Here is a 25,638-nt window from a genome sequence, read left to right on the forward strand (position 1 = left end):
CGACGACCACCCCGGGCGACCCCGAGGGACGTCGGGGCTAGCGGCGGGCGACGTCGTCGTGCCAGGAGAGGTGCACCTTGAGGTCGGCGCGGCCGGAGCGCACGATCGCGCGGCAGATCAGGCAGACCATCCCGCCGCTGGGCCCCGGCTCGAACCGGGTGTCGAGCCGGGGGTCGTCGTCGCGGGTCATCGCCGAAGTGCGGGCCGGGTCAGCGCCCGAAGTCGGCCGAGGCGCGGCGGGCGGTCTCGAGGAACAGCTCGCGGGAGGCGAGGTTCTCCTCCAGGGAGGCGACCTTCTTCTCGTCGCCGGCGGCGCGGGCCTTCTCGAGGTCGGCCTCCACCTGGGCGATCGCGGCCTCGAGCTTGGACACCATGTCGTCGGCGCGGGCGGACTTCTCGGGGTCCGAGCGGCGCCACTGGTCGTCCTCGGCGGCGCGCACGGCCTGCTCGACGGCGCGCATCCGGCCCTCGAGCTCCTTCATGCGGGCCCGGGGGACCTTGCCCGCGGCCTCCCAGCGGTCGGCGATGTCGCGCAGCGCCTTCTTGGCGGCGTCGAGGTCGGTGATCGGCAGCAGTGCCTCCGCCTCGACCAGCAGGGCGTCCTTGACCACGGCGTTCTGCTCGAACTCCGCGTCCAGGGCGGCGTTGGCGGCCTCGCGGGCACCGAAGAACGCGTCCTGCGCCCCGCGGAACCGCTTCCACAGGGCGTCGTCGACGTCCTTGGGGGCCGGGCCGGCGGCCTTCCAGTCGCGCATGAGGTCGCGGTAGCGCTCGGCGGTGGCGCGCCAGTCGGTGGAGGTGGCCAGCGCCTCGGCCTCGGTGCACAGCTTCTCCTTCACCGCGCGCGCACCCTCGCGGCGCTGGTCCTGCTCGGCGAAGTGCGCCTTGCGGCGGCGGGTGTAGGAGGTCCGGGCGCCGGAGAAGCGCTTCCACAGGGCGTCGTCGGCGGCGCGGTCGATGCGCGGCAGCGCCTTCCACTGGTCCAGCAGGTCGCGCAGGCGGTTGGCCCCGCCCCGCCAGTCGGTGCCGGCCGCGATGGCCTCGGCCTCGCCGACCAGCGCCTCCTTGGCCTCCTTGGCGGCGGCGGTGGCCTGGGCGCGCTCGGCGCGTCGGGCCTCCCGCTGGGCGGCGATGAGCGGGGCGAGGGCGTCGAGGCGGCCCACCAGACCGGCGAGGTCGCCCACGGCGTTCGCGCCGGTGACCTGCTCGCGCACCGTCTTGACCGACGAGGCGGCCTCCTCGGGGCCCAGCTTCCCGCCTGCGATGCGCTGCTCGAGCAGCTGCACCTCGAAGGCCAGCGCGGCGAAGCGTTCGGTGAAGAACGCCAGCGCCTCCTCGGCGGTGCCGGCGGGGTAGGAGCCCACGGCCCGCTCGCCCTCGATGGTCTTGACGTACACCGTGCCGTCTTCGGCGACCCGGCCCCAGTCGTTGCTCGTCACTGCGGATCCTCTTCGTCGGTACCGACTACCCGCGCGTCCCGGCGGGCACGCAGGCCACCCTACGGCAGCAGGGGGGGGCCCCCGCGATACCCGAAGGCGCGGAACGAGACGGTCTCGCTACCCTGAGTCGGTGCTGATCGCCGGCTTCCCCGCAGGACCGTGGGGCACCAACTGCTACGTCGCCGCCACCGGACCCGGGACGGAGTGCGTGATCATCGACCCCGGCAAGGACGCCACCGCCGGTGTCGAGCAGGTCGTGCGCGAGCACCGCCTCAAGCCGGTCGCCGTGCTGGTGACCCACGGCCACGTCGACCACATGTGGTGCGTCGCCCCCGTGGCCGGCACCTACGACGCCACTGCCTGGATCCACCCGGCCGACCGGCACCTGCTCGCCGACCCGATGCAGGGCATGTCTCGCGAGACCACCGCGATGCTGCTCGGCGGGAAGTACGAGTTCGCCGAGCCCGACGACGTCCGCGAGCTCACCGACGCCCAGGAGCTGGAGCTGGCCGGCCTGCGCTTCGTCGTGGACCACGCGCCGGGCCACACCGCCGGCTCGGTGGCGTTCCGCACGCCCTACGACGCCCCCGAGGTCTCGGAGGTCATGTTCTCGGGCGACCTGCTCTTCGCCGGCTCGATCGGTCGCACCGACCTGCCCGGCGGCGACCACGCCACCATGCTGCGCAGCCTGCGCGAGAAGGTGCTGCCGCTCGCCGACGACGTCGTCGTGCTGCCCGGTCACGGCGAGCAGACCTCGATCGGCCGCGAGCGCGCCACCAACCCCTACCTGCTGGACCTCCTCGACGACGGCCGGCCGGGCGCGGGCCCCGTCACGCGGGGTCTGTGAGCCATGGCCAAGCCGACCCCGCTCAGCGGGTTCCCCGAGCTGCTGCCCGCCCAGCGGGTGGTCGAGCAGCAGGTGATCGACACCCTGCGCGCCACCTTCGAGCTGCACGGCTTCGCCGGCATCGAGACCCGCGCGGTGGAGCCGATGGACCAGCTGCTCCGCAAGGGCGACACCTCCAAGGAGGTCTACGTCCTGCGCCGCCTGCAGGAGGCCCCGCAGGAGAGGGCCGACGCCGACCGCACGGCCGGTCTAGGCCTGCACTTCGACCTCACCGTGCCCTTCGCCCGCTACGTCCTGGAGAACGCCGGGAAGCTGGAGTTCCCCTTCCGCCGCTTCCAGATCCAGAAGGTCTGGCGCGGCGAGCGGCCCCAGGACGGGCGCTACCGCGAGTTCACCCAGGCCGACATCGACATCATCGGGCGCGACACGCTGCCCTTCCACCATGACGTCGAGGTCGCGCGCGTCATGCTCGACGCGCTCTCGCGGCTGGACTTCCTGCCCGGCTTCCGGCTGCAGGTGAACAACCGCAAGCTCATCCAGGGCTTCTACGCCGGTCTCGGTGCCCCCGACGTCGACGAGGTCATGCGGCTGGTCGACAAGCTCGACAAGCTGCCGGCCGAGAAGGTCGCCGAGCTGTTGGTCGCGGAGGCCGGGCTCACCGGCGCCCAGGCCGAGCAGTGCCTCGCCCTGGCCGCCATCCGCACCGAGGACGACGGCTTCGTGGCGCAGGTGCGCGCCCTCGGCGTGGAGCACCCGCTGCTCGACGAGGGTCTCGCCGAGCTCGCCGAGGTCGGGCGCGGCTGCGCCGCCCTCGCCGCGGCCCCGGGGCGCGAGCGCGTCACCGTCGTGGCCGACCTCTCCATCGCCCGCGGCCTCGACTACTACACCGGCACGGTCTTCGAGACCCGCCTGGTGGGCGCCGAGGGCCTGGGCTCGATCTGCTCCGGCGGCCGCTACGACGCCCTGGCCAGCGACGGACGCGCCACCTACCCCGGCGTCGGCATCTCGCTGGGCGTGAGCCGGGTGCTGGTGCCGATCCTGGGCCGCGGCGCCCTGGTGGGCGATCGCTCGGTGCCCAGCGTCGTGCTCGTCGCGGTGGTGGAGGAGGAGCGGCGCGCCGAGAGCGACGCCGTCGCCGACGCCCTGCGGTCCCGCGGCATCGCCTGCGAGGTCGCCCCGACTGCGGCGAAGTTCGGCAAGCAGATCCGCACCGCCGAGCGGCGCGGCATCCCCTACGTCTGGTTCCCCGGCCCTGAGGGCGACCCGGCCGACCACCAGGTCAAGGACATCCGTTCAGGAGAGCAGACCGCGGCCGACCCCGCCGTCTGGACCCCGCCCGAGGCCGACCTGCGGCCTCGGGTCATCGTCAAGGAGGACTCGTGATCCGCACCCACGACGCCGGCGCCCTGCGCGCCGAGCACATCGGCACCACCGTCACGCTCGCGGGGTGGGTCGCCAAGCGTCGCGATCACGGCGGGGTGGCCGTCCTCGACCTGCGGGAGGCCAGCGGCGTGGTGCAGGTGGTCGTGCGCGACGAGGCCGTCGCCTCGGCGTTGCGCAGCGAGTACTGCATCAAGGTCGTCGGGGAGGTCGCGCGTCGTCCCGAGGGCAACGCCAACCCGGCGCTGCCCACCGGCGAGATCGAGGTCATCACCTCCGAGCTGGAGGTCCTCAGCGCGGCGGCACCGCTGCCCTTCCCGATCGACGACCACGTGGAGGTGGGGGAGGAGTCGCGGCTGCGGCACCGCTACCTCGACCGGCGCCGCTCCGGTCCCGCGCAGGCGATCCGGCTGCGCAGCCGGGTCAACCAGGCGGCCCGCACCGTCCTGGCCGGCCACGACTTCGTCGAGGTCGAGACCCCCACCCTGACCCGCTCGACCCCCGAGGGTGCGCGCGACTTCCTGGTGCCCGCGCGGTTGCGCCCGGGCTCCTGGTACGCCCTGCCGCAGAGCCCCCAGCTGTTCAAGCAGCTGCTCATGGTCGGTGGCCTCGAGCGGTACTACCAGATCGCGCGCTGCTACCGCGACGAGGACTTCCGCGCCGACCGGCAGCCGGAGTTCACCCAGCTCGACATCGAGATGAGCTTCGTCGACCAGGACGACGTCATCGCGCTCGGCGAGGAGATCGTCGCCGCGCTGTGGAAGCTGATCGGCCACGACGTCCCGCTCCCGCTGCCCCGGATGACCTACGCCGAGGCGATGGCCCGCTACGGCTCGGACAAGCCCGACCTGCGGATGGGCCAGGAGCTGGTCGAGTGCACCGACTTCTTCGCCGAGACCACCTTCCGCGTCTTCCAGGCGCCCTACGTCGGCGCCGTCGTCATGCCCGGGGGAGCGAGCCAGCCACGCAAGCAGCTCGACGCCTGGCAGGAGTGGGCCAAGCAGCGGGGTGCGCGCGGGCTCGCCTACGTGCTGGTGCAGGAGGACGGCTCGCTCACCGGCCCGGTGGCCAAGAACCTCTCGGAGACCGAGCTGGCCGGCATCGCGGCCCACGTCGGCGCCGTGCCCGGCGACTGCATCTTCTTCGCCGCCGGACTGCCCAAGCCCAGCCGCGCCCTGCTCGGTGCGGCGCGCCTGGAGATCGGCCGCCGCTGCGGCCTGCTCGACGAGAGCGCCTGGAGCTTCTTGTGGGTCGTCGACGCCCCGCTCTTCGAGCCGGCCGACGACGCCACGGCGGCCGGCGACGTCGCGGTGGGCGACGGTGCCTGGACCGCGGTGCACCACGCCTTCACCTCCCCCCAGGACCTCGACGGGTTCGACGCCGACCCCGGCCACGCCCTGGCCTGGGCCTACGACATCGTCTGCAACGGCAACGAGATCGGGGGCGGCTCGATCCGTATCCACCGCGAGGACGTGCAGAAGCGGGTCTTCGCGATCATGGGGATCGACGAGGACGCCGCGCAGGAGAAGTTCGGGTTCCTGCTCGACGCCTTCAAGTACGGCGCCCCGCCGCACGGCGGCATCGCGTTCGGCTGGGACCGGGTCGTGGCCCTGCTCGCCGGCACCGACTCGATCCGCGAGGTGATCGCGTTCCCGAAGTCCGGCGGCGGCGTCGACCCGCTCACCGACGCCCCCGCGGCCATCAGCGCCCAGCAGCGCGCCGAGGCCGGGGTGGACATCGTCCCGGAGGACGACGAGGCGACCGCCGATCTTGCGGCGGGGAAGTAGTCCGGCGCTGTTTTCGCCCTGATTCGGCCGCTCGCCCGGACCGGGGATCGAGACGTGATCGTTACCTCTTCGAACCCGACTTGCGAGACCTGATCGCCTAATGTCCTTCGAGGCGGTGCGCGCCGTGCGCACCACCTCGAAGGAGGCGCCTCGATGGCGATGTTGGAGCAGGTGGCGGCCGAAGGGCCCTCGGACGACACCGAGACGGTGTCGGCCTCCGAGGCGGCCCGGTTCCACGGTCGTTCGCCGTTCCGGATCGCCCTGAGCCGGCTGCGTCGCGACACCGTCGCGATGGTGTGCCTGTCCATCGTGGCCCTGCTGGTGCTCCTGGCGGTCTTCTCCGGCCTGATCACCGACCTGCTCAAGATCTCCGCGACCGTCGACGGCAAGTACTCCCTCGACATCGCCACCGCCACCGAGTTCGACGGCCTGCCGGCCTTCGGGCCGCCGCTGCACCCGTTCACCTGGGACCACCCGCTCGGCATCGCGCCCGCCACGGCCACCGACAACCTCGCCACCCTGCTGGTCGGACTGCGGACGTCGTTGATCATCGCCACGATCGCCACGGTGGCGAGCACCGTGCTCGGCGTCGTGATCGGCCTCGTCGCCGGGTTCTCCCGCGGCTGGGTCGACCGGGTCATCTCGTTCGTGATCGACCTGTTCCTGTCCTTCCCGTTCCTGCTCGGCGCCCTCGCCCTCACCCCGATCCTGGTCGACCGCTTCGGGGCCAGCGCTGCCGAGCTCGCCCGTGCCCAGTTCATCGCCCTCATCGCGATCCTGGTGACCTTCGGCTGGATGAGCCTGGCGCGACTGGTGCGCGGCCAGGTGCTCTCCCTGCGCGAGCGCGAGTTCGTCCAGGCCGCCGAGGTCATGGGCGCGCGCACCTCGCGCATCCTGTTCCGCGAGCTGCTGCCCAACCTCGTGGCGCCGATCGTCATCGCGATCTCGCTCGGGCTGCCGGCCTACGTCACGGCGGAGGCGGGGCTGTCCTACCTCGGCATCGGGATCACCGGCCGGCCCTCGCTCGGCCAGATGATCAACCAGGCCTCGAAGTACTACGACCAGTACCCGCTCTACCTCTTCGCGCCGGTGACGCTGATCGCCGTCCTGGTGCTCGCGCTCAATCTCCTCGGCGACGCGGTGCGCGACGCGTTCGACCCCAAGACTCGCCGGTGATCAAGGTTCGCCCGGTCGGGAATCCACGAAAGGTGACATGCATGATGCGAAGGACAACCCGGCTGGTGGCCGGTTCGCTCGCGCTCGGGCTCGCGTTGAGCGCGTGCGGCGGGAGTGACGACAACGAGGGGTCCGACGGCCCCGGCGAGAACTCCGGCCTCCAGACCGGTGGCGACCTCGGCGACGCCCAGGACCCGACCCGTCAGGGCCCGGTGACCATCGAGGGCGCCCAGACCGGCGGCACCGTGAAGATGATCTCGGTGACCCCGCTCGAGACGATGGACCCCAGCGAGTCCTACTACGTCCACACCGCCTCGCTGCTCAGCGGCCTGGTCACCCGGTCGCTGACGCAGTACGTCTACGACCCGGAGACCAAGGGCGTCACCCTGGTCCCCGACCTCGCCACCGACACGGGTCGTCCCAACGAGGACTTCACCGAGTGGACCTTCACCCTGCGTGACGGCATCAAGTACGAGGACGGCACCCCCGTCACGCCCGAGGACATCAAGTTCGGCCTCGAGCGCACCATGGACATCTCGACCTTCCCCGAGTCCCCCGGCTTCTACAGCAAGGACTACTACGAGGGCGGCGCCGACTACGAGGGCCCGTACACCGGCAAGGGTGCGGAGCTGGACTCGATCAAGGTCGACGGCATGGACATCACCATCACGATGGCCAAGCCCTTCCCCGACATGGCGTACTGGGCGGCGTTCCCGGCCAACGGCCCGATCCCGGCCGGTGCCAAGTCCGACCCCGCCAAGTACAAGCTGCACCCCCTGGCGACCGGTCCCTACATGTTCGAGGACTACACCCCGGGCGAGAAGCTGACCCTGGTGCGCAACCCCAACTGGGACCCCGCCACCGACCCCGGCCGCACCGCGTACCCGGACCGCTGGGAGTTCGACTACACCGTCCCGAGCGAGAAGGTCGACCAGATCCTGCTCAACGACGAGGGTGACGCCAAGAACACCTTCACGATGGACGACATCCAGGGCTCGAACTACCGCGCCTTCACCGAGAACGCCTCCGACCGGCTCGTCGTCGGCGGCACGCCCTGCACCCGCTACTGGGCGCCGGACTACCGCCAGATCACCGACATCCGGGTCCGCCAGGCCATCGGCTACGCGTTCCCCTACAAGGCCGCCATCAAGGCCGCCGGCCTGATCGAGGGCGTCAACCGTGCCCCCGGCTCCAACCTGATGCCCCCGGGCACCCCCGGCCGCACCGAGTACGAGCCGCTGCCCGGCGTGTCGGTCGGTGAGACCGACCCCGCCAAGGCCCGTGAGCTGCTGGCCGAGGCCGGCGAGGAGGGCTACGAGCTGCGGTTCTTCTTCATCTCCGACGACCCCGCCGCCGTCGCCACCAAGGACGCCATCGTCAAGGGCCTGGAGGAGGGTGGCTTCACCGCCAAGCCCATCCCGACCACGCTGGCCAACGCCACCGCGGACCGGGAGGACCCCGACGCCCCGGTGAACGTGCGCTCCGCCGGTTGGTGCTCGGACTGGCCCTCGGGTGGCTCATGGTTCCCGCCGCTGCTCAAGACCGAGGACCTCGAGGCCCAGGGTCAGATCTCCCAGAACTACGCCGTGTTCTCCGAGCAGGACGTGGACGACCGCATCGCGTCGATCCAGGAGCTGCCGATCGAGGAGCAGCCGGCCGCCTGGGACGAGCTGGACAAGTACATCCACGACACCTACTACCCGCTCATCGTCACCGGGTACGACGGCGTCATCCAGACCCACGGCTCGAACGTCAACGGCCACTACGACGACCCGGTCTTCGGCATGCCGACGTTCAAGAGCATCTGGCTGACCCAGAGCTGATCCAGACCCGATCCGGCGTCGCTCGATCCCGCAGCGGGCTCCGCGCCCGCCGCGGGTCGAGGACCCGGGGCCGGGGACGGTCCACACGACCGTCCCCGGTCGGATCTCGACCACGAGTGTCGATCTGATCCGGTTCGCCCGGCCTCCACGGCGGGCGAACCGGAGTCACGTCCACACTCGGTGACCGACGGAAGGCCCCCATGGCTGGCTTCATCCTGCGGCGTCTCATCGCCGCCCTGCTCGTCCTCGCACTGACCTCGTTGATCGTGTTCACGCTCTTCTTCAAGGGTCCGCGCGACCCCGCCCAGGCGCTGTGCGACGCCCGGGGACGGTGCACCCCGGAACGACTCGAGGCGATCACCGCCTCGATGGGCCTGGACAAGCCGCTGCTGGTCGCCTACGGCGAGTGGTCCAAGGGCCTGGTCGCCGGTCGGCAGATCGAGTTCTCCGAGGCGGAGAAGTACGACTGCAGCGCCCCCTGCCTGGGCGTGTCCTACAACACCCGCGCGCTGGTCACCGACGAGCTCAAGGACAAGTACCCCGCGACCCTGTCGCTGGCCCTGGGCGGCTCCGCGATCTACCTGCTCCTCGGCGTCGCGATCGGGGTGTCGGCCGCGCGGGTGCGCGGCAGTCTCGGCGACCGGTTCCTCGTGGCCTCCACCCTGGTGGTCTCCGCCATCCCGTACTACGTCGTCGCGCTGCTGGCGTGGATCTTCCTCACCCAGAAGGTCTCGGTCTTCCCGGAGACGACCTACCACCCGTTCCTCGAGAATCCGCTGACCTGGGCCGGTGGACTGCTCCTGCCCTGGCTCGTGCTCGGCCTCACCAACGCCACGGCCTACTCCCGCTTCACCCGCGGCCAAATGCTCGAGACGATCGGTGAGGACTACATCCGCACCGCCGTCGCCAAGGGTCAGTCCTCCCGGGTCGTGATCTACAAGCACGCGCTGCGGGCCGCGATCGTGCCGGTCGTGACGATCTTCGGGCTCGACCTCGGCGCCCTGCTCGGCGGCACGGTGTTCACCGAGTACATCTTCGACATCGACGGCATCGGCAACTGGGGCCTGCGGGCGATCACCGGCAACCCCTCGAACATCCCGGTCGTCACCGCCACGGTCCTGATCGCCGCGTTCTTCATCATCACCGCCAACCTGGTGGTGGACATCGTCTACAGCTTCCTCGACCCGCGGGTGAAGCTGTCGTGACCGCCGCCCCGAGCCCGAAGGGGAGTCACGTGGGTGCCTCCGAGCCGTACCTGGTCGTCGACGACCTCACGGTGAAGTTCCCGACCGAGGACGGCGTCGTCAGCGCGGTCTCCAACCTCAGCTACTCCGTCGAGATGGGCCGCACCCTGGGCATCGTCGGTGAGTCCGGGTCCGGCAAGTCGGTCTCCAGCATGGCCGTGCTCGGCCTGCACGACGCCAAGCGCACCCGCATCAGCGGGTCCATCAAGGTCGGCGGCCGCGAGATCGTCGGCATGTCGGAGGCCGAGCTGGCCAAGATCCGCGGCAACGACGTCGCGATGATCTTCCAGGACGCGCTGGCCTCGCTCCACCCGTTCTTCACCATCGGCGCCCAGCTGGTGGAGGCCTACCAGCTGCACCACCGGGGGGCCAGCAAGCGCGACGCCACCAGGGCGGCGATCGAGGCCCTGGACCGCGTGGGCATCCCGCAGCCCGACGCCCGGGTGCGCGACTACCCCCACCAGTTCTCCGGCGGCATGCGCCAGCGCGTGATGATCGCGATGGGGCTGATCAACTCGCCGCGGCTGCTGATCGCCGACGAGCCGACCACCGCGCTCGACGTCACCGTGCAGGCCCAGATCCTGGACCTGCTGCAGGACCTGCAGCGCGAGTACAACTCCGCGATCGTGATCATCACCCACGACCTCGGCGTCGTGGCGGAGATGGCCGACGACGTGCTCGTCATGTACGGCGGCCGGCCGGTGGAGTACGGCCCGACCCGCGAGATCCTCGTGCAGCCCGAGATGCCCTACACCTGGGGTCTGCTGTCCTCGATCCCCGAGCTGAGCGCCGACACCACCCAGCGGTTGGTGCCCATCCCCGGCACGCCGCCGAGCCTGCTGTCGCCGCCGTCGGGCTGTGCGTTCCACCCGCGCTGCGTGTACGCCTCCGAGGTGCCCGGTGCCCTGTGCAGCACGGTGCTGCCCGAGCTGGTGCCGGGCAGCAGCGCGGGCCACCTGCGTCGCTGTCACCTCCCCGATCCGCTGGCCACCTACCGCGCGCGGGTGCTGCCGGTCGTCGACCCGAGTCAGAGCAAGGAGACGGCGTGAGCGCCGAGAACGAGCCCATCGACCCGACCACCGACGGGTCCGTCGCCGACCTGAGCACGCAGGCCCTCGCTCCGCACGCCCCCGCCGAGCTCGACACCTCCCGGCCGCCGGTGCTCGAGGTCGACAACCTCAAGATGTACTTCCCCATCAAGGGGGGCGGCCTCGTGCGTCGCACCGTCGGGCACGTGCAGGCGGTGGACGGCGTCTCCTTCCAGGTGCCCGAGGGCGGCTCCCTGGGTCTGGTCGGGGAGTCCGGGTGCGGCAAGTCCACCACCGGCCGACTGCTCACCCGGCTCTACCAGCCCACCGCGGGGCGGATCCAGTTCGACGGCGCCGACCTCGCCACGCTCAACAAGCGCGAGATGATGCCGTACCGCCGGGAGATCCAGATGATCTTCCAGGACCCGTACAGCTCGTTGAACCCGCGCCACACCGTCGGCTCGATCGTCGGCGCCCCCCTGCTCGTGCACAAGGTCGTGCCCAAGAAGCAGGTGCTCTCGCGGGTGCAGGAGCTGCTCGAGGTCGTCGGCCTGAACCCCGAGCACTACAACCGCTACCCCAACGAGTTCTCCGGCGGCCAGCGCCAGCGCATCGGCATCGCGCGCGCCCTGGCCCTGCAGCCCAAGGTGCTCGTGGCCGACGAGCCGGTCTCCGCGCTCGACGTCTCGATCCAGGCGCAGGTCGTGAACCTGCTCCAGGACATCCAGCGCGAGTTCGACGTCGCCTTCCTCTTCATCGCCCACGACCTCGCCATCGTGCGGCACTTCTGCCCCGAGGTCGCGGTGATGTACCTCGGCAAGATCGTCGAGATCGGCGATCGCGACAGCATCTACGGCCGGGCCCACCACCCCTACACCCAGGCGCTGCTCTCCGCCGTGCCCGATGTCGCGCAGGCGGCGATCGGCGGACGCCGTGAGCGGATCCGGCTGCAGGGCGACGTGCCGAGCCCGATCAACCCGCCCTCGGGCTGCCGGTTCCGCACCCGGTGCCCGATCGCGGCGGAGATCTGCGCGAAGCACGAGCCGCCACTGCTGCAGATCGGACGGCGTCACAAGGTGGCCTGCCACTTCCCGGGAGAGCTGGGCAAGCACCCCGCCGAGCCGCTGACGGCGCGACTGCTCGGCGTCGACTCCGCCGGCAACCGCGACGCCGGGGGCACCACCGACGTCCCGCCGGTCACCCCGGGCTACGCCGACCGCTGGTTCGACCTCGACACCAAGACCTTTGCCCGAGCCTGAGGGTCTGTTCGACGCGCCGACCGGCCCCACCCACCCCAGCCGGGTCGTGGGTGGGGCCGGTTCGCTGTCCTCCACCGCCCACGCCTCCGCCCCGCTGGCGGTGCGGATGCGGCCCCGCACCCTGGAGGAGCTGGTCGGCCAGCAGCAGCTGCGGGCGCCCGGCTCGCCGCTGCGGCGGCTGATCGAGGGCGACCAGCCGATGTCGTTGCTGCTGTGGGGTCCGCCCGGCACCGGCAAGACCACGATCGCCTCCATCCTGAGCCAGCAGACCGGCCGCCGGTTCGTGGAGATCTCCGCCGTCGCGGCCGGCGACATGGAGGTCCGCGCCGCTATCGACGCCGCACGCCGCGAGCTGGTGGCGGGTGGGGCCGAGACGGTGCTCTTCGTCGACGAGGTGCACCGCTTCAGCAAGGCCCAGCAGGACGCGCTGCTCCCCGGGGTCGAGAACCGGTGGGTCACGCTGGTGGCGGCCACCACCGAGAACCCCTCGTTCTCCGTGATCGCCCCGCTGCTCTCGCGCAGTCTGCTGGTGCGCCTGGAGTCGCTCACCGAGGCCGACATCGGCGACGTCGTCGACACGGCACTGGCCGACGAGCGCGGACTCGGCGGCGCCCTCACGCTCGAGCCAGAGGCCCGCGACCACCTCGTGCGGCTGGCGGGAGGCGACGCCCGCCGGGCCCTGACCTACCTCGAGGCGGCGGCGGGGGCCGCGGTCTCGCAGCAGGCGAGCACGATCGACCTCCCCACCGCTGAGACCGCCGTGGACCGCGCCGCCGTGCGCTACGACCGCGACGGCGACCAGCACTACGACATCGTCAGCGCCTTCATCAAGTCGGTGCGCGGGTCCGACGCCGACGCCGCGATGCACTACCTCACCCGGATGATGGAGGCGGGGGAGGACCCGCGCTTCCTCGCCCGGCGGCTGGTGATCCTGGCCTCGGAGGACATCGGGCTGGCCGATCCGACCGCGCTCACCACCGCGGTGGCGGCCGCGCAGGCGGTGCAGCTGCTCGGCATGCCCGAGGCGGCGTTCCCGCTCGCGCACGCCACGATCGCCCTCGCGGTGGCTCCGAAGTCCAACAGCGTGACCGTCGCGCTGGGCGAGGCGAGCGCCGACATCCGCGCGGGTCGGCTCGGCGCGGTGCCCTCCCACCTGCGCGACGCCCACTACCGGGGCGCGGAGAAGCTGGGGCACGGCGTCGGCTACCAGTACGCCCACGACGGCCCGTACGGCGTCGTCGCCCAGCAGTACGCCCCCGACGAGGTCGCCGACCGCACCTACTACCGGCCCAAGGAGATCGGCGCCGAGGCGGCGATCAAGGACCGGTGGGAGCGGCTCCGCCGGGCTGTGCGCGGCCGGTAGGGTTACCCACCGTGACCGCGACCTGGACCCTTCCCGCCTGGGCGGTCCTGGCCACGGTGCTGGGGTTGGTGCTCGCCCTGCTCCTGGCCGCCGTCGCCCTGCTGGTGGGGCGGCGCGACCGCGCGGCCTCCCGGCTCGCCGACGACGTGCTGCGCGCCGAGGTCGCCGCCCTCGCGGCCGAGGTCGCCCGGTGGCAGGGGCGGCGTGCCCCGGCCGGTGCGCGCGCCTCCCGCGACCCCGCCGACCCGACGGGTGCCGCTGCGCCCGCTGTCGCGGAGTTCCGGATCACCACGCTGGGCGAGGAGCCGTCGGCCCCCGGGCCCGTGCCCACCGTGGCGCCGCCGCTGTTCGCCGACACCGTGCTGCGCGAGACCGTCGTGCACGCCACCTCCCTGGCGGCCGGCGTCAAGCGCGCCCTGGCGCCCGAGACCCGGGCCCGGATCCGGGTGGAGATGCGCCGGGAGGTCAAGCGCGCCCGCAAGCACCGTCGCGCCGAGGCCAAGCGGCTGCTGCGCGAGCAGGCCGCCCGCCAGCGCACCGCGATGGACGTCGCATGAGGCGCGCGGTCTGGTTCGTGGCCGGCGCCGGGGCCGGCGTGTACGCCAGCGTCCGCGCTCGCCGCGCCGCCCAGGCCCTCAGCGTCGAGGGGCTGCAGGACCGCGCCGGCGCCGCGGTGCTCGGCCTCCGGCTGCTGCGCGAGGAGGTCGCCCGCGGCCGCGCCGAGGCCGAACCCGTCGTGCGCGAGCGGCTCGGCGTCCCCCGTCCCGGCAGCACGCCGACTCCCCAGGCCCTGGCCGCCGCCCCGAACCCCGCGCCCGACCAGCCGCACCAGCCGTCCCCGCACGCACCGCACGCACAGGAAGCAGGCACCGACTGATGGACACCTCCGAGATCCGGCGACGATTCACGGCGCACTTCGAGCGCGCCGGGCACACCGTCGTCCCCTCGGCCTCGCTGCTGCTCGACGACCCGAACCTGCTGTTCGTCAACGCCGGCATGGTGCCGTTCAAGCCCTACTTCCTCGGGCAGGAGACCCCGCCGTACCCGCGCGCCACCAGCGTGCAGAAGTGTGTGCGCACCCCCGACATCGAGGACGTCGGCAAGACCACCCGCCACGGCACGTTCTTCGAGATGTGCGGCAACTTCAGCTTCGGCGACTACTTCAAGCAGGGCGCCATCGAGCTGGCCTGGGACCTGGTCACCAAGCCGCTCGCCGAGGGCGGCTGGGGCCTGGAGGAGAGCCGCCTCTACCCCAGCGTCTACACCGACGACCCCGAGGCGGTCGACCTGTGGCGCACGGTCACCGGCCTGCCCGACGACCGCATCATCCGCCTGGGCAAGACCGAGAACTACTGGTCCATGGGCGTGCCCGGTCCCGGCGGCCCGTGCTCGGAGATCCTCTACGACCGCGGGCCCGCCTTCGGTCCCGACGGCGACTTCGGCGCCGAGGACCGCTACCTCGAGATCTGGAACCTCGTGTTCATGCAGGACGAGCTCAGCGCGGTGCGGTCCAAGGAGGACTTCGACATCGCCGGCTCGCTCCCGGCCAAGAACATCGACACCGGCATGGGCCTGGAGCGGGTCGCGTTCCTGCTCCAGGGCGTCGACAACATGTACGAGATCGACGTCATGTACCCGGTCATCCAGCGGGCCGAGGAGCTCACGGGCAAGCGCTACGGCGCCGACCCCGTCGACGACGTCCGGTTCCGCGTGATCGCCGACCACGTGCGCTCCTCGATGATGCTCATCGGCGACGGCGTCACCCCGGGCAACGAGGCCCGCGGCTACGTCCTGCGCCGGCTGCTGCGCCGTGCCGTGCGCTCGGTGCGCCTGCTCGGCTACGGCGACCCCGCGCTACCCGAGCTGATGCCGATCAGCCGCGACAAGATGGGCGAGACCTACGCCGACCTCGTCACCGACTGGGACCGGATCGCCCGGGTGGCCTACGCCGAGGAGGAGGCGTTCCGCAAGACGCTGGCCTCGGGCACCACCATCTTCGACACCGCGGCGGCGCAGGTGAAGCAGTCGGGCGCCACCGTGCTCGGGGGCGACCAGGCCTTCGCGCTGCACGACACCTACGGCTTCCCCATCGACCTCACCCTGGAGATGGCCGCCGAGGCCGGCCTCACCGTCGACGAGGCCGGGTTCCGCTCGCTGATGGCCGAGCAGCGCGAGCGCGCCAAGGCCGACGCCCGGGCCAAGAAGGGCCAGCACGCCGACACCGGCATCTACCGCGGGATCCTCGACGAGCACGGCCCCACCGAGTGGCTGGCCTACGAGACCCTCACCACCGAGTCGCGCGTGCGCGCCCTGCTCCGCGGCGGCCAGCCCGCGGCCGCGCTCGGCCCCGACGAGGTCGGCGAGATCGTGCTCGACCGCACCCCGTTCTACGCCGAGTCCGGCGGCCAGGTGGCCGACGCCGGCGTGATCGACTTCGAGGGCGGTCGGCTGGAGGTCATCGACGTCCAGCGCCCCGTGCGGGGCCTGGTGGTGCACCAGGTGCGCGTCGTCGACGGCGAGCTCACCCCCGATGCCGTGCGCGGCGGCCTGCACGCCCAGGTCGACCCCGAGTGGCGCATCGGCGCGCGGCAGGCGCACTCGGGCACCCACGTGGTGCACGCCGCGCTGCGCGAGGTGCTCGGTCCCACCGCGCTGCAGTCCGGCTCCTACAACCGCCCCGGCTACCTGCGCCTGGACTTCGGGTGGACCAGCGGCCTCTCCGAGGCGCAGGTGCGCGACATCGAGGAGGTCTCCAACCGCGCGCTGCGCGCCGACCTCCCGGTGGGCTGGCAGTACATGACCCTGGAGCAGGCCAAGGACTGGGGCGCGGTCGCCCTGTTCGGCGAGACCTACGACTCCACCAAGGTGCGGGTCGTCGAGATCGGCGGGCCCTGGTCGCGCGAGCTGTGCGGTGGCACGCACGTCGACCACTCCTCCCAGATCGGCACCGTCGTGGTCACCGGCGAGTCCTCCGTCGGGTCGGGCAACCGCCGCATCGAGGCCCTCACCGGCGTCGAGGGGTTCGCCTACCTCGCCCGCGAGCGCGACGTCGTGGCCCAGCTGACCACCCTGCTCAAGACCCAGCCCGACGACCTGCTCGGGCGCGTCGGCGACCTCGTGGAGCGGCTGCGCGCCACTGAGAAGGAGCTGGAGCGGATCCGCCTGCAGCAGCTGCTGGCCGGCGGTGCCGGGCTGGCCGCCGCAGCGGTCGACGTGGCCGGGGTGCAGCTGGTGGCCCAGCAGGTCGACGGCGCCGGCGCCGGCGACGTGCGCACCCTGGCCCTCGACGTGCGCGGCCGGCTGCCGCAGGACCGGCCGGGCGTCGTGGTCCTGCTGGGGGTGGCCGACGGCAAGGTCGCCGTCGTCGCGGCCCTCAACGACGCCGCCCAGGCGCGCGGTCTGGCGGCCGGTGAGCTGGTCAAGGCGGTCGGTCCGTTCATCGACGGTCGCGGCGGCGGCAAGGCCGACGTCGCCCAGGGCGGCGGTGGCGACACCACCCGGCTCGCCGAGGCGCTGGCCGCGATCACCCGTGCGGTGGGCGCCGGCGCGTGAGCGAGCAGGTGGAGGACGGCGGGCCGCGCCCGTTCCGCTACGGCGTCCGGCTGGGTCTCGACCCCGGCGACGCCCGCATCGGGGTGGCGCGCTGCGACGCCGGCGGGGTGCTGTGCAGCCCGGTCGACACCGTGCCGCGGGGTCCCGGCGACCTCAAGCGGATCCGCCGTCTCATCCGCGAGCACGAGCCGATCGAGGTGATCGTGGGGCTCCCGCGCTCGCTGTCGGGCCGTGAGGGACCGGCGGCGGACAAGGTGCGCGAGTTCGCCCAGCGCCTCGCCGACTCCGTGCGTCCGTTGCCGGTGCGGCTGTGCGACGAGCGCCTGACCACCGTCTCCGCCGAGGCCATGCTGCGCGAGCGCGGCCGCCACGGCGCGGACCGGCGGTCCGTGGTCGACATGGCGGCGGCCGTCGTGATCCTGCAGAGCGCGCTCGACCGCGAGCGCGGCACCGGTGCTCCTCCGGGGGAGCTCGTCCACACCGAGGAGACCCCGTGAGCGACCCCACCGACCCCACCGGCCCGGGACCCGACGACGTCGTCCCCGACGACGGGTTCTTCGCTCCCGCGCCGGCCGGCGGTGCTGCCGGGCACGCCGCCGGTCGCCGCGGCTCCCGTCGCGGTCGCAAGCGCCGCAGCGGCTGTGTGCCCGTGCTGCTGGTGCTCGCCCTGCTCGGTGGTGGCGGCTACCTCGCGGTGACGCGCGGGATCGACGCGATCCGAGACCAGTTCGGCCCCGCGGCCGACTTCGACGGCCCGGGCCGCGGCTCGGTCACCTTCGAGGTCGCGCCCGGCGACAGCCTCACCGCGATGGGGCACAAGCTCACCGAGGCCGGCATCGTCGCCTCCGGTGAGGCGTTCGTCGATGCCGCCGACGGTGCGAGCATCCAGGCCGGCTTCTACCAGCTGAGGAAGCAGATGGCGGCCGACGCCGTCGTCGCGATCCTCACCGATCCCGACCAGGTGGTGCAGGACCAGATCACGATCCCGGAGGGCTACACGGTGGCCCAGATCGTGCAGGTCCTCGCCGAGAACACCGACTACCCGGCCAAGGACTTCCGCCGGGCGCTGCGCGACCCCGACGCGATCGGCCTCCCCGCCTCCGCGCAGGGCGAGCCCGAGGGCTACCTCTTCCCGGCCACCTACGCCTTCGCGCCCGACGCCACGCCCACCGACATGCTCGCCGCGATGGTCGACCGCTTCGAGCAGGCGGCCGAGGACGCCGGCCTCGCCCGCGCGGCACGGCGCCTGGGCTACACCGAGCACGAGCTGGTCACCATCGCCAGCCTCGTGGAGGCCGAGGGCTTCCCGAAGGACATGCCCAAGATCGCGCGCGTGATCTACAACCGCCTCGAGAACCCCGGCACCGCCGGCACGATCGGGCGCCTGGAGATCGACGCCACCGTGGCCTACGCCCTCGGGTTCAACCCCGGCACGGCGCTCACGCCCGAGCAGCTGGCCGTCGACAGCCCCTACAACACCCGCCTCAACGCCGGGCTGCCGCCGGGACCGATCGAGAGCCCGGGCGACGCGGCGCTGAAGGCGGCCGCCGATCCCGCCGAGGGCGACTGGTACTACTACGTCACCGTCGACCTCAGCACCGGTGAGACCAAGTTCGCCACCAGCTACGACGAGTTCCTGCGCTTCAAGGCCGAGTACCAGGAGTACTGCCGGACGAGCAGCGATGCCTGCTGAGGTCCCTGATCGACCGCCCGCCGGGGTGCCGCGCTGCGCGGTGCTCGGCGATCCCATCGCGCACTCGCTCTCCCCGACCCTGCACCGGGCCGGCTACGCGGCCCTCGGCCTGGACTGGCGCTACGACGCCGTGCGGGTGCCGGCCGGCGGGCTCACGGCGTTCCTCGACGGCATCGCCGAGGACCCCTCCTGGCGCGGCCTGTCGCTGACTATGCCCCTCAAGCGCGAGGTGCTCGACCTCGTGCCGCACCGCGACCCGCGGGTCGAGCTCGCCGGCGGCGCCAACACGGTCGTGCTCGCCCGGGACGGCCGACCGACGCGGCTGGACAACACCGACCTGCCCGGCGCGGTCGCCGCCGTGGCCGAGCGTCACGACGCGCCGCTCACCGCCGCCACGATCCTGGGCGCCGGCGCGACGGCCGCCTCCACCGGACTCGCCGCCGTCGAGCGCGGCGCCCGCCGGCTGCGCCTGATCGCCCGCGACGCCGAGCGGGCCGCTCCCACGGCCGCGGTGCTGCGGGCCCACCCCGCCGCGCCCGTGGTGGAGGTCCTCGGCCTCGACGCGCGCCCGGTGGGGGAGCTGCTGATCTCCACCGTGCCCGCCGGCGCGCAGGACGACGCCCTGGTCGCGCGCTGCGCGCAGGTGCCGGTGGTCTTCGAGGTCGTCTACCACCCTTGGCCCACCCCGCTCGCGGCCGCCGCGCTCGCCGACGGGCGCGCGCTGGTGAGCGGACTCGACCTGCTGGTGCACCAGGCCGCGCTCCAGTTCACGCTGTTCACCGGGGTACCGGCTCCGCTGGCCGCGATGCGCGCGGCCGGGGAGGCCGACCTCGCCGCCCGGACCGAGGGCTGAGGCGGCCGTGGACCTGCTCGGGGCCGTCGTCGGCGCACTCACCGCGCCGGCGTTCGTCCCGCTGCTGGCCCGGGTGGTGGCCCGACTGCCGGAACCACCGCCGCCGGACCTGTCCCGGCTCAGCGACGCCCAACGGGCGGTCCGCGAGGCCGAGCCGCCGAAGCCGCTCTACGCCGACCTCGCCGTCCGTCCCGCGTTCGTCGCGGTCTCCGCGGCCCTGGCCTCGCTCCTGGGGGCGCTCGGCTGCGGCCTGGCCGGCCCGGGGGCGCTGGGTGTCGGCCTGGGTCTGCTCGCCCCGGTGCTGGCGGTGCTGGCCGTCGTCGACGCCCGCACCCGCCACCTGCCCCGATCGCTCGTGCTCGGCGCGACCCTCGGGCTGGTGCTCCTGCTCGGTCTCGACGCCCTGGTCACCGACGACGCCGCCGCGCTCCTGCGGGCGCTGGTGCTGGCCGCGGTCGTGCGGTCGGTGTTCTGGCTGATGTGGTTCCTCGGCTCCGGCCTGGGCTTCGGTGACGTGCGCCTGATCGCCCTGCTGGGGCTCGCCACCGGCTACCTCGGATCGGGGTTCGTGCTGCTGCTGGTGCTCCTCGGGCCGATCCTGCTCGTGGCCGTGACCCTCGTCGGCGTCGCCACGCGGCGTCTCACGTGGCGCACCCACCTGCCGTTCGGGCCGCCGCTGATCCTGGGCTACGGCCTCGCGCTCGCCGTCGGCGCCCTGCTCGTGCCCGCCTGACCGGGCCTGACGTCTCGCCGACGGGGTGGGCGCCGACCGGGGGAGCGGCGTCGGTGGGACACTGGTGCCATGCTGCGCTGGTTGACCGCGGGTGAGTCCCACGGCCCGTCCCTGGTCGCGATCCTCGAGGGCCTGCCGGCCCACGTCGAGGTCACGACCGACGACCTCTCCGACTCCCTGGCCCGCCGCCGCCTCGGCTACGGCCGCGGCGCGCGGATGAAGTTCGAGCAGGACGCCGTCCGGATCGTCGGCGGCGTGCGCCACGGCCTCACCCAGGGCGGCCCCGTCGCCATCGAGGTCGGCAACACCGAGTGGCCCAAGTGGGAGACCGTGATGGCCGCCGACCCGGTGCCGGCGGAGGCGCTGGAGGGCTCGGCGCGCAACGCCCCGCTCACCCGCCCCCGCCCGGGTCACGCCGACCTCGCCGGCATGCAGAAGTACGACTTCACCGAGTCGCGCCCCATCCTCGAGCGGGCCTCCGCCCGCGAGACCGCCGCCCGCGTGGCGCTGGGTCGGGTGGCCTCCAACTTCCTCGAGCAGACCGTCGGCGCCAGCGTGGTGTCCCACGTGATCGAGCTCGGCGGCGTCCGCGCCCCGAGCGGTGTGTGGCCCGAGGCCGGTGACGCCGGGGTGGTCGCCCGTCTCGACGAGGACCCCGTGCGCTGCCTCGACCCCGAGGCCAGCGCGGCGATGGTGGCCCGCATCGACCAGGCCCACAAGGACGGCGACACCCTCGGCGGCGTCGTTGAGGTCGTCGTGCACGGCCTCCCGCCGGGCCTGGGCAGCCACGTGCACTGGGACCGTCGCATCGACTCCCGGCTGGCCGGTGCGCTCATGGGCATCCAGGCCATCAAGGGCGTCGAGATCGGCGACGGCTTCGAGGTCGCCGCGACCCCGGGCTCGCTGGCCCACGACGAGATCGTCAGCGAGGACGGCCGGATCCGTCGCGTCTCCCACCGCTCGGGCGGCACCGAGGGCGGCATGACCACCGGCGAGGTGCTGCGCGTACGGGCGGCGATGAAGCCCATCGCCACCGTGCCGCGGGCGCTGCGCACCGTCGACGTCGCCACCGGCGAGGAGACCGTGGCCCACCACCAGCGCTCCGACGTGTGCGCCGTGCCCGCCGCCGGCATCGTCGCCGAGGCCATGGTGGCCCTCGTGCTCGCCGACGCCGTGCTGGAGAAGTTCGGCGGCGACTCGGTGGGCGAGACCCGCCGCAACGTCGAGACCTACCTGGCGAACCTGAGGTTCGCGTGAGCGGTCCCCGCGTCGTGCTCGTCGGCCCGATGGGCGCGGGCAAGTCGACGGTGGCCCGCGTGCTCAGCGAGCGCTGGGGCGTGGCCCACCGCGACACCGACGACGACGTCGAGGCCGCGCAGGGCCGCAGCATCTCCGACATCTTCGTCGACGACGGCGAGGCCGCCTTCCGGGCGCTGGAGAAGGCCGCGGTCGCGGCCGCCCTGGCCGAGCACGATGGCGTGCTGTCGCTCGGCGGCGGCGCCGTGCTGGACCCCGACACCCGCGCCCTGCTGGCCGGCCACCGCGTGGTGTTCCTCCAGGTCGGGCTGGCCGAGGCCGTCAAGCGGGTCGGGCTCGGCGCCGGACGCCCGCTGCTGCTGGGCAACGTCCGGGCCCGGGTGAAGGCGCTGCTCGACGAGCGCACCCCCATCTACACCTCGGTCGCCACCGTGGTGGTCGACACCGACGACCTCGACCCCGTCGCGGTCGCCGCCCGCATCGAGGAGGCGCTGGCATGACCGCACCGAACCCCCACGAGCACGCCCCCGACACCACCCTGCACGTCGGCGGGGCCTCGCCCTACGACGTCGTCGTCGGGCACCACCTGGCGGGCTACCTGCCCGACATGGTCGCCGGCGCGCTGCGGGTGGCCGTGATCTGCGCGGAGTCGCTGGTCGAGCTCGCCCAGCAGTTCGCCGAGCCGCTGCTCGAGGGCCACGAGGTCACCGTCCTGGCGATCCCCGAGGGCGAGGACGCCAAGACCGCCGAGGTGGCCGTGGAGTGCTGGGAGGCGCTGGGGGAGGAGGGCTTCACCCGCTCCGACGTCGTGGTCACCTTCGGTGGCGGCGCCACCACCGACCTCGGCGGGTTCGTCGCGGCGTCGTGGCTGCGCGGGGTGAAGGTCGTGCACGTGCCCACGACCCTGCTGGCCATGGTCGACGCCGCTGTGGGCGGCAAGACCGGCATCAACACCGGAGCCGGCAAGAACCTCGTCGGCGCCTTCCACGAGCCCGGCGGCGTGCTGTGCGACCTCGCGCTGCTCGAGACCCTGCCCCGCGAGGAGCTGATCGCCGGCCTCGGCGAGGTCGTGAAGTGCGGCTTCATCGCCGACCCCGAGATCCTGCGGCTGGTGCGCGAGCACGACGCCGACGAGCTGACGCCCGGCTCCGAGGTGCTGCGCGAGCTCGTGGAGCGCGCGATCCGGGTGAAGATCGACGTCGTCGTGGCCGACCTGAAGGAGACCGGCGGCGTGGACGGCCACCCCGGCCGGGAGGCCCTCAACTACGGCCACACCCTGGCCCACGCCATCGAGCGGGCCGAGGACTACGGCATCCGGCACGGCGAGGCCGTCGCCATCGGCTGCGTGTTCGTGGCCGAGCTCGCCGGCCGCGCGGGACTGCTCGACGCCGCGACCGTCGCCGCCCACCGCGAGCTGTTCGGCAAGGTGGGCCTGCCCACCACCTACGACGCCGCGCCGTTCGAGGACCTGCTCGCCACGATGCGGGTGGACAAGAAGTCGCGCGGCGCCCAGCTGCGCTTCATCGTGCTCACCGAGGTGGGCCGTCCCGCCGTGCTCGCCGGCCCCGACGAGGAGCACCTGCGCGCCTCCTACGCCGCGCTCGCCGGGGTGTCCGGATGAGCCGGCCGGTGCTGGTGCTCAACGGCCCCAACCTCGGCCGGCTCGGCCGGCGCCAGCCCGAGATCTACGGCACCACCACCCACGCCGAGCTCGCGCAGCGGTGCGTGGCCTGGGGCGCGGCCCTGGGTCTGGCCGTCGAGGTGCGTCAGACCAACCACGAGGGCGAGATGCTCGACTGGCTCAACGACGCCGCCGACACCGGCACCCCGGTGGTGCTCAACGCCGCCGCGTGGACCCACTACTCCTACGCGATCTACGACGCCTGCGCCCAGCTGACCGCGCCGCTGATCGAGGTGCACCTCTCCGAGCCGCTGCAGCGGCCCGAGGTGTTCCGCCACACCTCGGTCGTCACGCCCCACGCGGCGCAGGTGATCGCGGGCCACGGCGTCGACGGCTACCGGCAGGCGCTCGAGGCGCTCGCGGCGCTGACCGGCGAATCCGGCTCCTCCGGCACCGACCGCTAGACTCGGCCGCTGGCGCCGCGGCCCGTGCTCCCGCACGACCGGCGCGACCCGCGGCACGATCCGCACGCACCACGAACGCACCCCACCGAGCAAAGGCTGACGCACGCGCATGGCAACCACGAACGACCTCAAGAACGGCATGGTCCTCAACATCGACGGTCAGCTCTGGGCCGTGGTGGAGTTCCAGCACGTCAAGCCCGGCAAGGGCCCCGCCTTCGTGCGCACCAAGCTGAAGAACGTCGAGTCCAACAAGACCGTCGACAAGACCTTCAACGCCGGCACCAAGGTCGAGACCGCCACGGTCGACCGCCGCACCATGCAGTACCTCTACAACGACGGCAGCTCCTACGTCTTCATGGACACCGGCACCTACGAGCAGACCGAGATCGCCCCCGAGATCGTCGGCAACGCCGCCAACTTCCTGCTCGAGAACCAGGACGCCATCGTGGCCACCAACGAGGGCCGCGTGCTGTTCATCGAGCTCCCGGCCTCGGTCGAGCTCGAGGTCACCTACACCGAGCCCGGCGTCGTCGGCGACTCCGCCACGGGCCGCACCAAGCCGGCCACCCTCGAGACCGGCCACGAGATCCAGGTCCCGCTGTTCATCAACCAGGGCGAGAAGATCAAGGTCGACACCCGCGACTCCTCCTACCTGGGTCGCGTCAAGAGCTGATGGCGGCTCGTTCGAAGGCACGTCGCCGCGCCCTCGACGTCCTCTACCAGGCCGAGCTGCGCGGTGAGACCCCGCGCGAGGCCCTCGCCCGGGTGATCGCCGAGGGGCAGGCTCCGGCCAACCCCTACACCACCACCCTGGTCGAGGGGGTCGCGGCCGACGCCGAGCAGATCGACGACCTGCTCAGCCGGCACTCCACCGGCTGGACGCTGGAGCGGATGCCGGCCCTGGACCGCAACGTGCTGCGCCTGGGCGTCTGGGAGCTGCTGCACGCCGACGACGTCCCGCCGCCGGTGGCGATCGCGGAGGCGATGGCGCTGGTGCAGGAGCTGAGCACCGACGACTCCCCGACGTTCGTCAACGGCGTCCTGGGCGCCATCCGGCGCGATCCCGCCGTCACCGCCGCGCGCGACTGAGGCACGCCGCCCCGCGGCTCCTGCGCACCTGATCCGCACCTGATCCGCACCTGATCCGCACCGCACGCCGCCGGCGTGGGCCCCGGCCCGCGCCGGCGGTGGCGTCCCGGTCCGCGTTTCCGCGGGCCCTCGGGCGGGCACCACGGCGGGGGAGGCCCGGGACCCGCCCGGGCGCCGTGCGCCACCAGGAGGACGCCGTGACGAGCATCCAGGAGACCGACGGGTCGCAGGGCAGCCCGGACGTCCCGGGCACCGAGCCCTCCGCCCCCGTCCGCGACACCAGCGACCGGCTCTACAGCCCCGAGGAGCTGGAGGAGTTCGCCCGCCGCCAGCTGGCCGCCCGCGACGGGATGGGGGACCCCCTCACCGACCCGATCGACCAGCCGCTCGACCAGCCGCTCGACCAACCGCTCGACCAGGCGCTCGACCAGCAGATCGACCAGCCCGCCGCCCGGCCCGCGGCTCCGCCCGCCGCCCCGCCCGCTGCCCCGCCTGCGGCTCCGCCCGCCGGGTGGCCGGTGGCGCCGCCGGTCGGACCGCCGACGTCCCCGCCCCTGAGCGGACCGCCGCCCGCGCCGGCCCCCGTGCCGTCGTCCGTCCCGCTGTCGCCGCCGCCCGTCGGTCCGCCGTCGCCGGCGGTCGAGGCGCCCGGGGCGATCCCGCAGGGCGAGGTGCCCCGGTTCATGAGCGCCACCGACTTCCTCGACCGCCGCGACAGCGAGAAGGAGCTCGGCCCGGCCACCTGGGGCTGGCGCGGGCGCGTGCGCCGCTGGTCGGGCGGGCTGATCAGGCCGGCGATGGGGCCCGCCGAGATCGCCTACGAGCACGACCGTGCCGCGATCCAGCGTGACTTCGACGGCCCCCGCACGATCGCCTTCCTCACCCCCACGGGCGGCGCCGCCAAGACCACCGGCGTGCTGGCGGCGGGCTACACCTTCGGCACCGTGCGTGGCGGCGGCGTCGTGGCGTGGGACAACAACGAGACCCGCGGCACCCTCGGGATCCGCGGCACCCGCAGCACGCACCGCAA

Annotated in this window: 24 protein-coding genes and 1 pseudogene; 23 read left to right on the forward strand and 2 right to left on the reverse strand. The window is 73.2% G+C overall.

Annotated features, from left to right (window positions below):
- Positions 1–37: 37 nt before the first annotated feature.
- Positions 38–190: a hypothetical protein gene (locus ACERUJ_RS06600; RefSeq protein ID WP_370247682.1), complete on the reverse strand. Its 153-nt coding sequence runs from the start codon at positions 188–190 to the stop codon at positions 38–40.
- Between the two features lie 19 nt (positions 191–209).
- Positions 210–1,439: a DUF349 domain-containing protein gene (locus ACERUJ_RS06605; RefSeq protein ID WP_370247683.1), complete on the reverse strand. Its 1,230-nt coding sequence runs from the start codon at positions 1,437–1,439 to the stop codon at positions 210–212.
- A gap of 130 nt (positions 1,440–1,569) precedes the next feature.
- Here ACERUJ_RS06605 and ACERUJ_RS06610 point away from each other — a divergent pair, with 130 nt between their 5' ends.
- From ACERUJ_RS06610 to ACERUJ_RS06720, 23 genes and pseudogenes are all read left to right on the forward strand, one after another.
- Positions 1,570–2,286 (forward strand): MBL fold metallo-hydrolase, encoded by a 717-nt coding sequence (locus ACERUJ_RS06610; RefSeq protein WP_370247684.1) that lies wholly within the window; start codon positions 1,570–1,572, stop codon positions 2,284–2,286.
- 3 nt (positions 2,287–2,289) lie between these two features.
- Positions 2,290–3,669 (forward strand): histidine--tRNA ligase, encoded by a 1,380-nt coding sequence (gene hisS / locus ACERUJ_RS06615; RefSeq protein WP_370247685.1) that lies wholly within the window; start codon positions 2,290–2,292, stop codon positions 3,667–3,669.
- The gene (gene aspS, locus ACERUJ_RS06620) at positions 3,666–5,453 is read left to right on the forward strand and encodes an aspartate--tRNA ligase (RefSeq protein WP_370247686.1); all 1,788 of its coding nucleotides are present in this window, start codon (positions 3,666–3,668) and stop codon (positions 5,451–5,453) included. The genes hisS and aspS overlap by 4 nt, the downstream gene beginning before the upstream one ends.
- Positions 5,454–5,606: 153 nt before the next feature.
- A complete protein-coding gene (locus ACERUJ_RS06625) occupies positions 5,607–6,629 on the forward strand; it encodes an ABC transporter permease (RefSeq protein ID WP_370247687.1) in 1,023 nt (340 codons plus the stop codon).
- A gap of 41 nt (positions 6,630–6,670) precedes the next feature.
- Positions 6,671–8,452 (forward strand): ABC transporter substrate-binding protein, encoded by a 1,782-nt coding sequence (locus tag ACERUJ_RS06630; protein ID WP_370247688.1) that lies wholly within the window; start codon positions 6,671–6,673, stop codon positions 8,450–8,452.
- 200 nt (positions 8,453–8,652) lie between these two features.
- The gene (locus ACERUJ_RS06635; RefSeq protein ID WP_370247689.1) at positions 8,653–9,657 is read left to right on the forward strand and encodes an ABC transporter permease; all 1,005 of its coding nucleotides are present in this window, start codon (positions 8,653–8,655) and stop codon (positions 9,655–9,657) included.
- 29 nt (positions 9,658–9,686) lie between these two features.
- On the forward strand, positions 9,687–10,745 hold the full coding sequence (locus ACERUJ_RS06640) for an ABC transporter ATP-binding protein (RefSeq protein WP_370247690.1): 1,059 nt from the start codon (positions 9,687–9,689) through the stop codon (positions 10,743–10,745).
- A 134-nt stretch (positions 10,746–10,879) separates the two neighbouring features.
- Positions 10,880–11,983: an ABC transporter ATP-binding protein gene (locus ACERUJ_RS06645; RefSeq protein WP_370247707.1), complete on the forward strand. Its 1,104-nt coding sequence runs from the start codon at positions 10,880–10,882 to the stop codon at positions 11,981–11,983.
- On the forward strand, positions 11,970–13,346 hold the full coding sequence (locus ACERUJ_RS06650) for a replication-associated recombination protein A (RefSeq protein WP_370247691.1): 1,377 nt from the start codon (positions 11,970–11,972) through the stop codon (positions 13,344–13,346). The genes ACERUJ_RS06645 and ACERUJ_RS06650 overlap by 14 nt, the downstream gene beginning before the upstream one ends.
- Before the next feature lie 11 nt (positions 13,347–13,357).
- Positions 13,358–13,903, forward strand: a complete 546-nt coding sequence (locus ACERUJ_RS06655; RefSeq protein WP_370247692.1) for a hypothetical protein — start codon at positions 13,358–13,360, stop codon at positions 13,901–13,903.
- The gene (locus tag ACERUJ_RS06660; RefSeq protein WP_370247693.1) at positions 13,900–14,223 is read left to right on the forward strand and encodes a DUF6167 family protein; all 324 of its coding nucleotides are present in this window, start codon (positions 13,900–13,902) and stop codon (positions 14,221–14,223) included. Before ACERUJ_RS06655 ends, ACERUJ_RS06660 begins: the two co-directional genes overlap by 4 nt.
- Positions 14,223–16,898 carry an alanine--tRNA ligase gene (gene alaS / locus ACERUJ_RS06665; protein ID WP_370247694.1) on the forward strand — a complete coding sequence of 892 codons (2,676 nt, stop codon included), beginning with the start codon at positions 14,223–14,225 and terminating at the stop codon, positions 16,896–16,898. The genes ACERUJ_RS06660 and alaS overlap by 1 nt, the downstream gene beginning before the upstream one ends.
- Complete coding sequence (gene ruvX, locus ACERUJ_RS06670) at positions 16,895–17,395, forward strand: Holliday junction resolvase RuvX (RefSeq protein ID WP_370247695.1); 501 nt, start codon at positions 16,895–16,897, stop codon at positions 17,393–17,395. Before alaS ends, ruvX begins: the two co-directional genes overlap by 4 nt.
- Positions 17,392–18,591 (forward strand): endolytic transglycosylase MltG, encoded by a 1,200-nt coding sequence (gene mltG / locus ACERUJ_RS06675; protein WP_370247696.1) that lies wholly within the window; start codon positions 17,392–17,394, stop codon positions 18,589–18,591. Before ruvX ends, mltG begins: the two co-directional genes overlap by 4 nt.
- On the forward strand, positions 18,581–19,444 hold the full coding sequence (locus ACERUJ_RS06680; protein WP_370247697.1) for a shikimate dehydrogenase: 864 nt from the start codon (positions 18,581–18,583) through the stop codon (positions 19,442–19,444). The genes mltG and ACERUJ_RS06680 overlap by 11 nt, the downstream gene beginning before the upstream one ends.
- 7 nt (positions 19,445–19,451) lie before the next feature.
- Positions 19,452–20,177, forward strand: a complete 726-nt coding sequence (locus tag ACERUJ_RS06685) for a prepilin peptidase (protein WP_370247698.1) — start codon at positions 19,452–19,454, stop codon at positions 20,175–20,177.
- A gap of 69 nt (positions 20,178–20,246) precedes the next feature.
- Positions 20,247–21,434, forward strand: a complete 1,188-nt coding sequence (gene aroC, locus ACERUJ_RS06690; protein ID WP_370247700.1) for a chorismate synthase — start codon at positions 20,247–20,249, stop codon at positions 21,432–21,434.
- Positions 21,435–21,463: 29 nt separating this feature from the next.
- Positions 21,464–21,934, forward strand: a complete 471-nt coding sequence (locus ACERUJ_RS06695; protein WP_370247708.1) for a shikimate kinase — start codon at positions 21,464–21,466, stop codon at positions 21,932–21,934.
- Positions 21,931–23,055 carry a 3-dehydroquinate synthase gene (aroB, locus tag ACERUJ_RS06700; protein WP_370247701.1) on the forward strand — a complete coding sequence of 375 codons (1,125 nt, stop codon included), beginning with the start codon at positions 21,931–21,933 and terminating at the stop codon, positions 23,053–23,055. The genes ACERUJ_RS06695 and aroB overlap by 4 nt, the downstream gene beginning before the upstream one ends.
- Entirely contained in the window at positions 23,052–23,519 is a 468-nt protein-coding gene (locus ACERUJ_RS06705) for a type II 3-dehydroquinate dehydratase (protein WP_370247703.1), read from the forward strand. Before aroB ends, ACERUJ_RS06705 begins: the two co-directional genes overlap by 4 nt.
- Before the next feature lie 109 nt (positions 23,520–23,628).
- Positions 23,629–24,192 carry an elongation factor P gene (gene efp / locus ACERUJ_RS06710; RefSeq protein WP_370247704.1) on the forward strand — a complete coding sequence of 188 codons (564 nt, stop codon included), beginning with the start codon at positions 23,629–23,631 and terminating at the stop codon, positions 24,190–24,192.
- The gene (gene nusB / locus ACERUJ_RS06715) at positions 24,192–24,608 is read left to right on the forward strand and encodes a transcription antitermination factor NusB (protein ID WP_370247705.1); all 417 of its coding nucleotides are present in this window, start codon (positions 24,192–24,194) and stop codon (positions 24,606–24,608) included. Before efp ends, nusB begins: the two co-directional genes overlap by 1 nt.
- A gap of 197 nt (positions 24,609–24,805) precedes the next feature.
- A pseudogene (locus tag ACERUJ_RS06720) lies at positions 24,806–25,638 on the forward strand (hypothetical protein); the annotation flags it as partial.

Source organism: Nocardioides sp., from assembly GCF_964228225.1.
Taxonomy (GTDB): Bacteria; Actinomycetota; Actinomycetes; order Propionibacteriales; family Nocardioidaceae; genus Nocardioides.

Excerpts from the sequence above, each read along its gene's own strand:
- aroB (WP_370247701.1), top strand. The coding sequence starts at position 21,931 with ATGACCGCACCGAACCCCCACGAGCACGCCCCCGACACCACCCTGCAC.
- aroC (WP_370247700.1), top strand. The coding sequence starts at position 20,247 with ATGCTGCGCTGGTTGACCGCGGGTGAGTCCCACGGCCCGTCCCTGGTC.
- ACERUJ_RS06625 (WP_370247687.1), top strand. The coding sequence starts at position 5,607 with ATGGCGATGTTGGAGCAGGTGGCGGCCGAAGGGCCCTCGGACGACACC.
- efp (WP_370247704.1), top strand. The coding sequence starts at position 23,629 with ATGGCAACCACGAACGACCTCAAGAACGGCATGGTCCTCAACATCGAC.
- alaS (WP_370247694.1), top strand. The coding sequence starts at position 14,223 with ATGGACACCTCCGAGATCCGGCGACGATTCACGGCGCACTTCGAGCGC.
- ACERUJ_RS06660 (WP_370247693.1), top strand. The coding sequence starts at position 13,900 with ATGAGGCGCGCGGTCTGGTTCGTGGCCGGCGCCGGGGCCGGCGTGTAC.
- ACERUJ_RS06705 (WP_370247703.1), top strand. The coding sequence starts at position 23,052 with ATGAGCCGGCCGGTGCTGGTGCTCAACGGCCCCAACCTCGGCCGGCTC.
- ACERUJ_RS06695 (WP_370247708.1), top strand. The coding sequence starts at position 21,464 with ATGGGCGCGGGCAAGTCGACGGTGGCCCGCGTGCTCAGCGAGCGCTGG.
- ACERUJ_RS06635 (WP_370247689.1), top strand. The coding sequence starts at position 8,653 with ATGGCTGGCTTCATCCTGCGGCGTCTCATCGCCGCCCTGCTCGTCCTC.
- hisS (WP_370247685.1), top strand. The coding sequence starts at position 2,290 with ATGGCCAAGCCGACCCCGCTCAGCGGGTTCCCCGAGCTGCTGCCCGCC.
- ACERUJ_RS06600 (WP_370247682.1), bottom strand. The coding sequence starts at position 190 with ATGACCCGCGACGACGACCCCCGGCTCGACACCCGGTTCGAGCCGGGG.
- ACERUJ_RS06680 (WP_370247697.1), top strand. The coding sequence starts at position 18,581 with ATGCCTGCTGAGGTCCCTGATCGACCGCCCGCCGGGGTGCCGCGCTGC.
- ACERUJ_RS06645 (WP_370247707.1), top strand. The coding sequence starts at position 10,880 with ATGTACTTCCCCATCAAGGGGGGCGGCCTCGTGCGTCGCACCGTCGGG.
- ACERUJ_RS06630 (WP_370247688.1), top strand. The coding sequence starts at position 6,671 with ATGATGCGAAGGACAACCCGGCTGGTGGCCGGTTCGCTCGCGCTCGGG.
- nusB (WP_370247705.1), top strand. The coding sequence starts at position 24,192 with ATGGCGGCTCGTTCGAAGGCACGTCGCCGCGCCCTCGACGTCCTCTAC.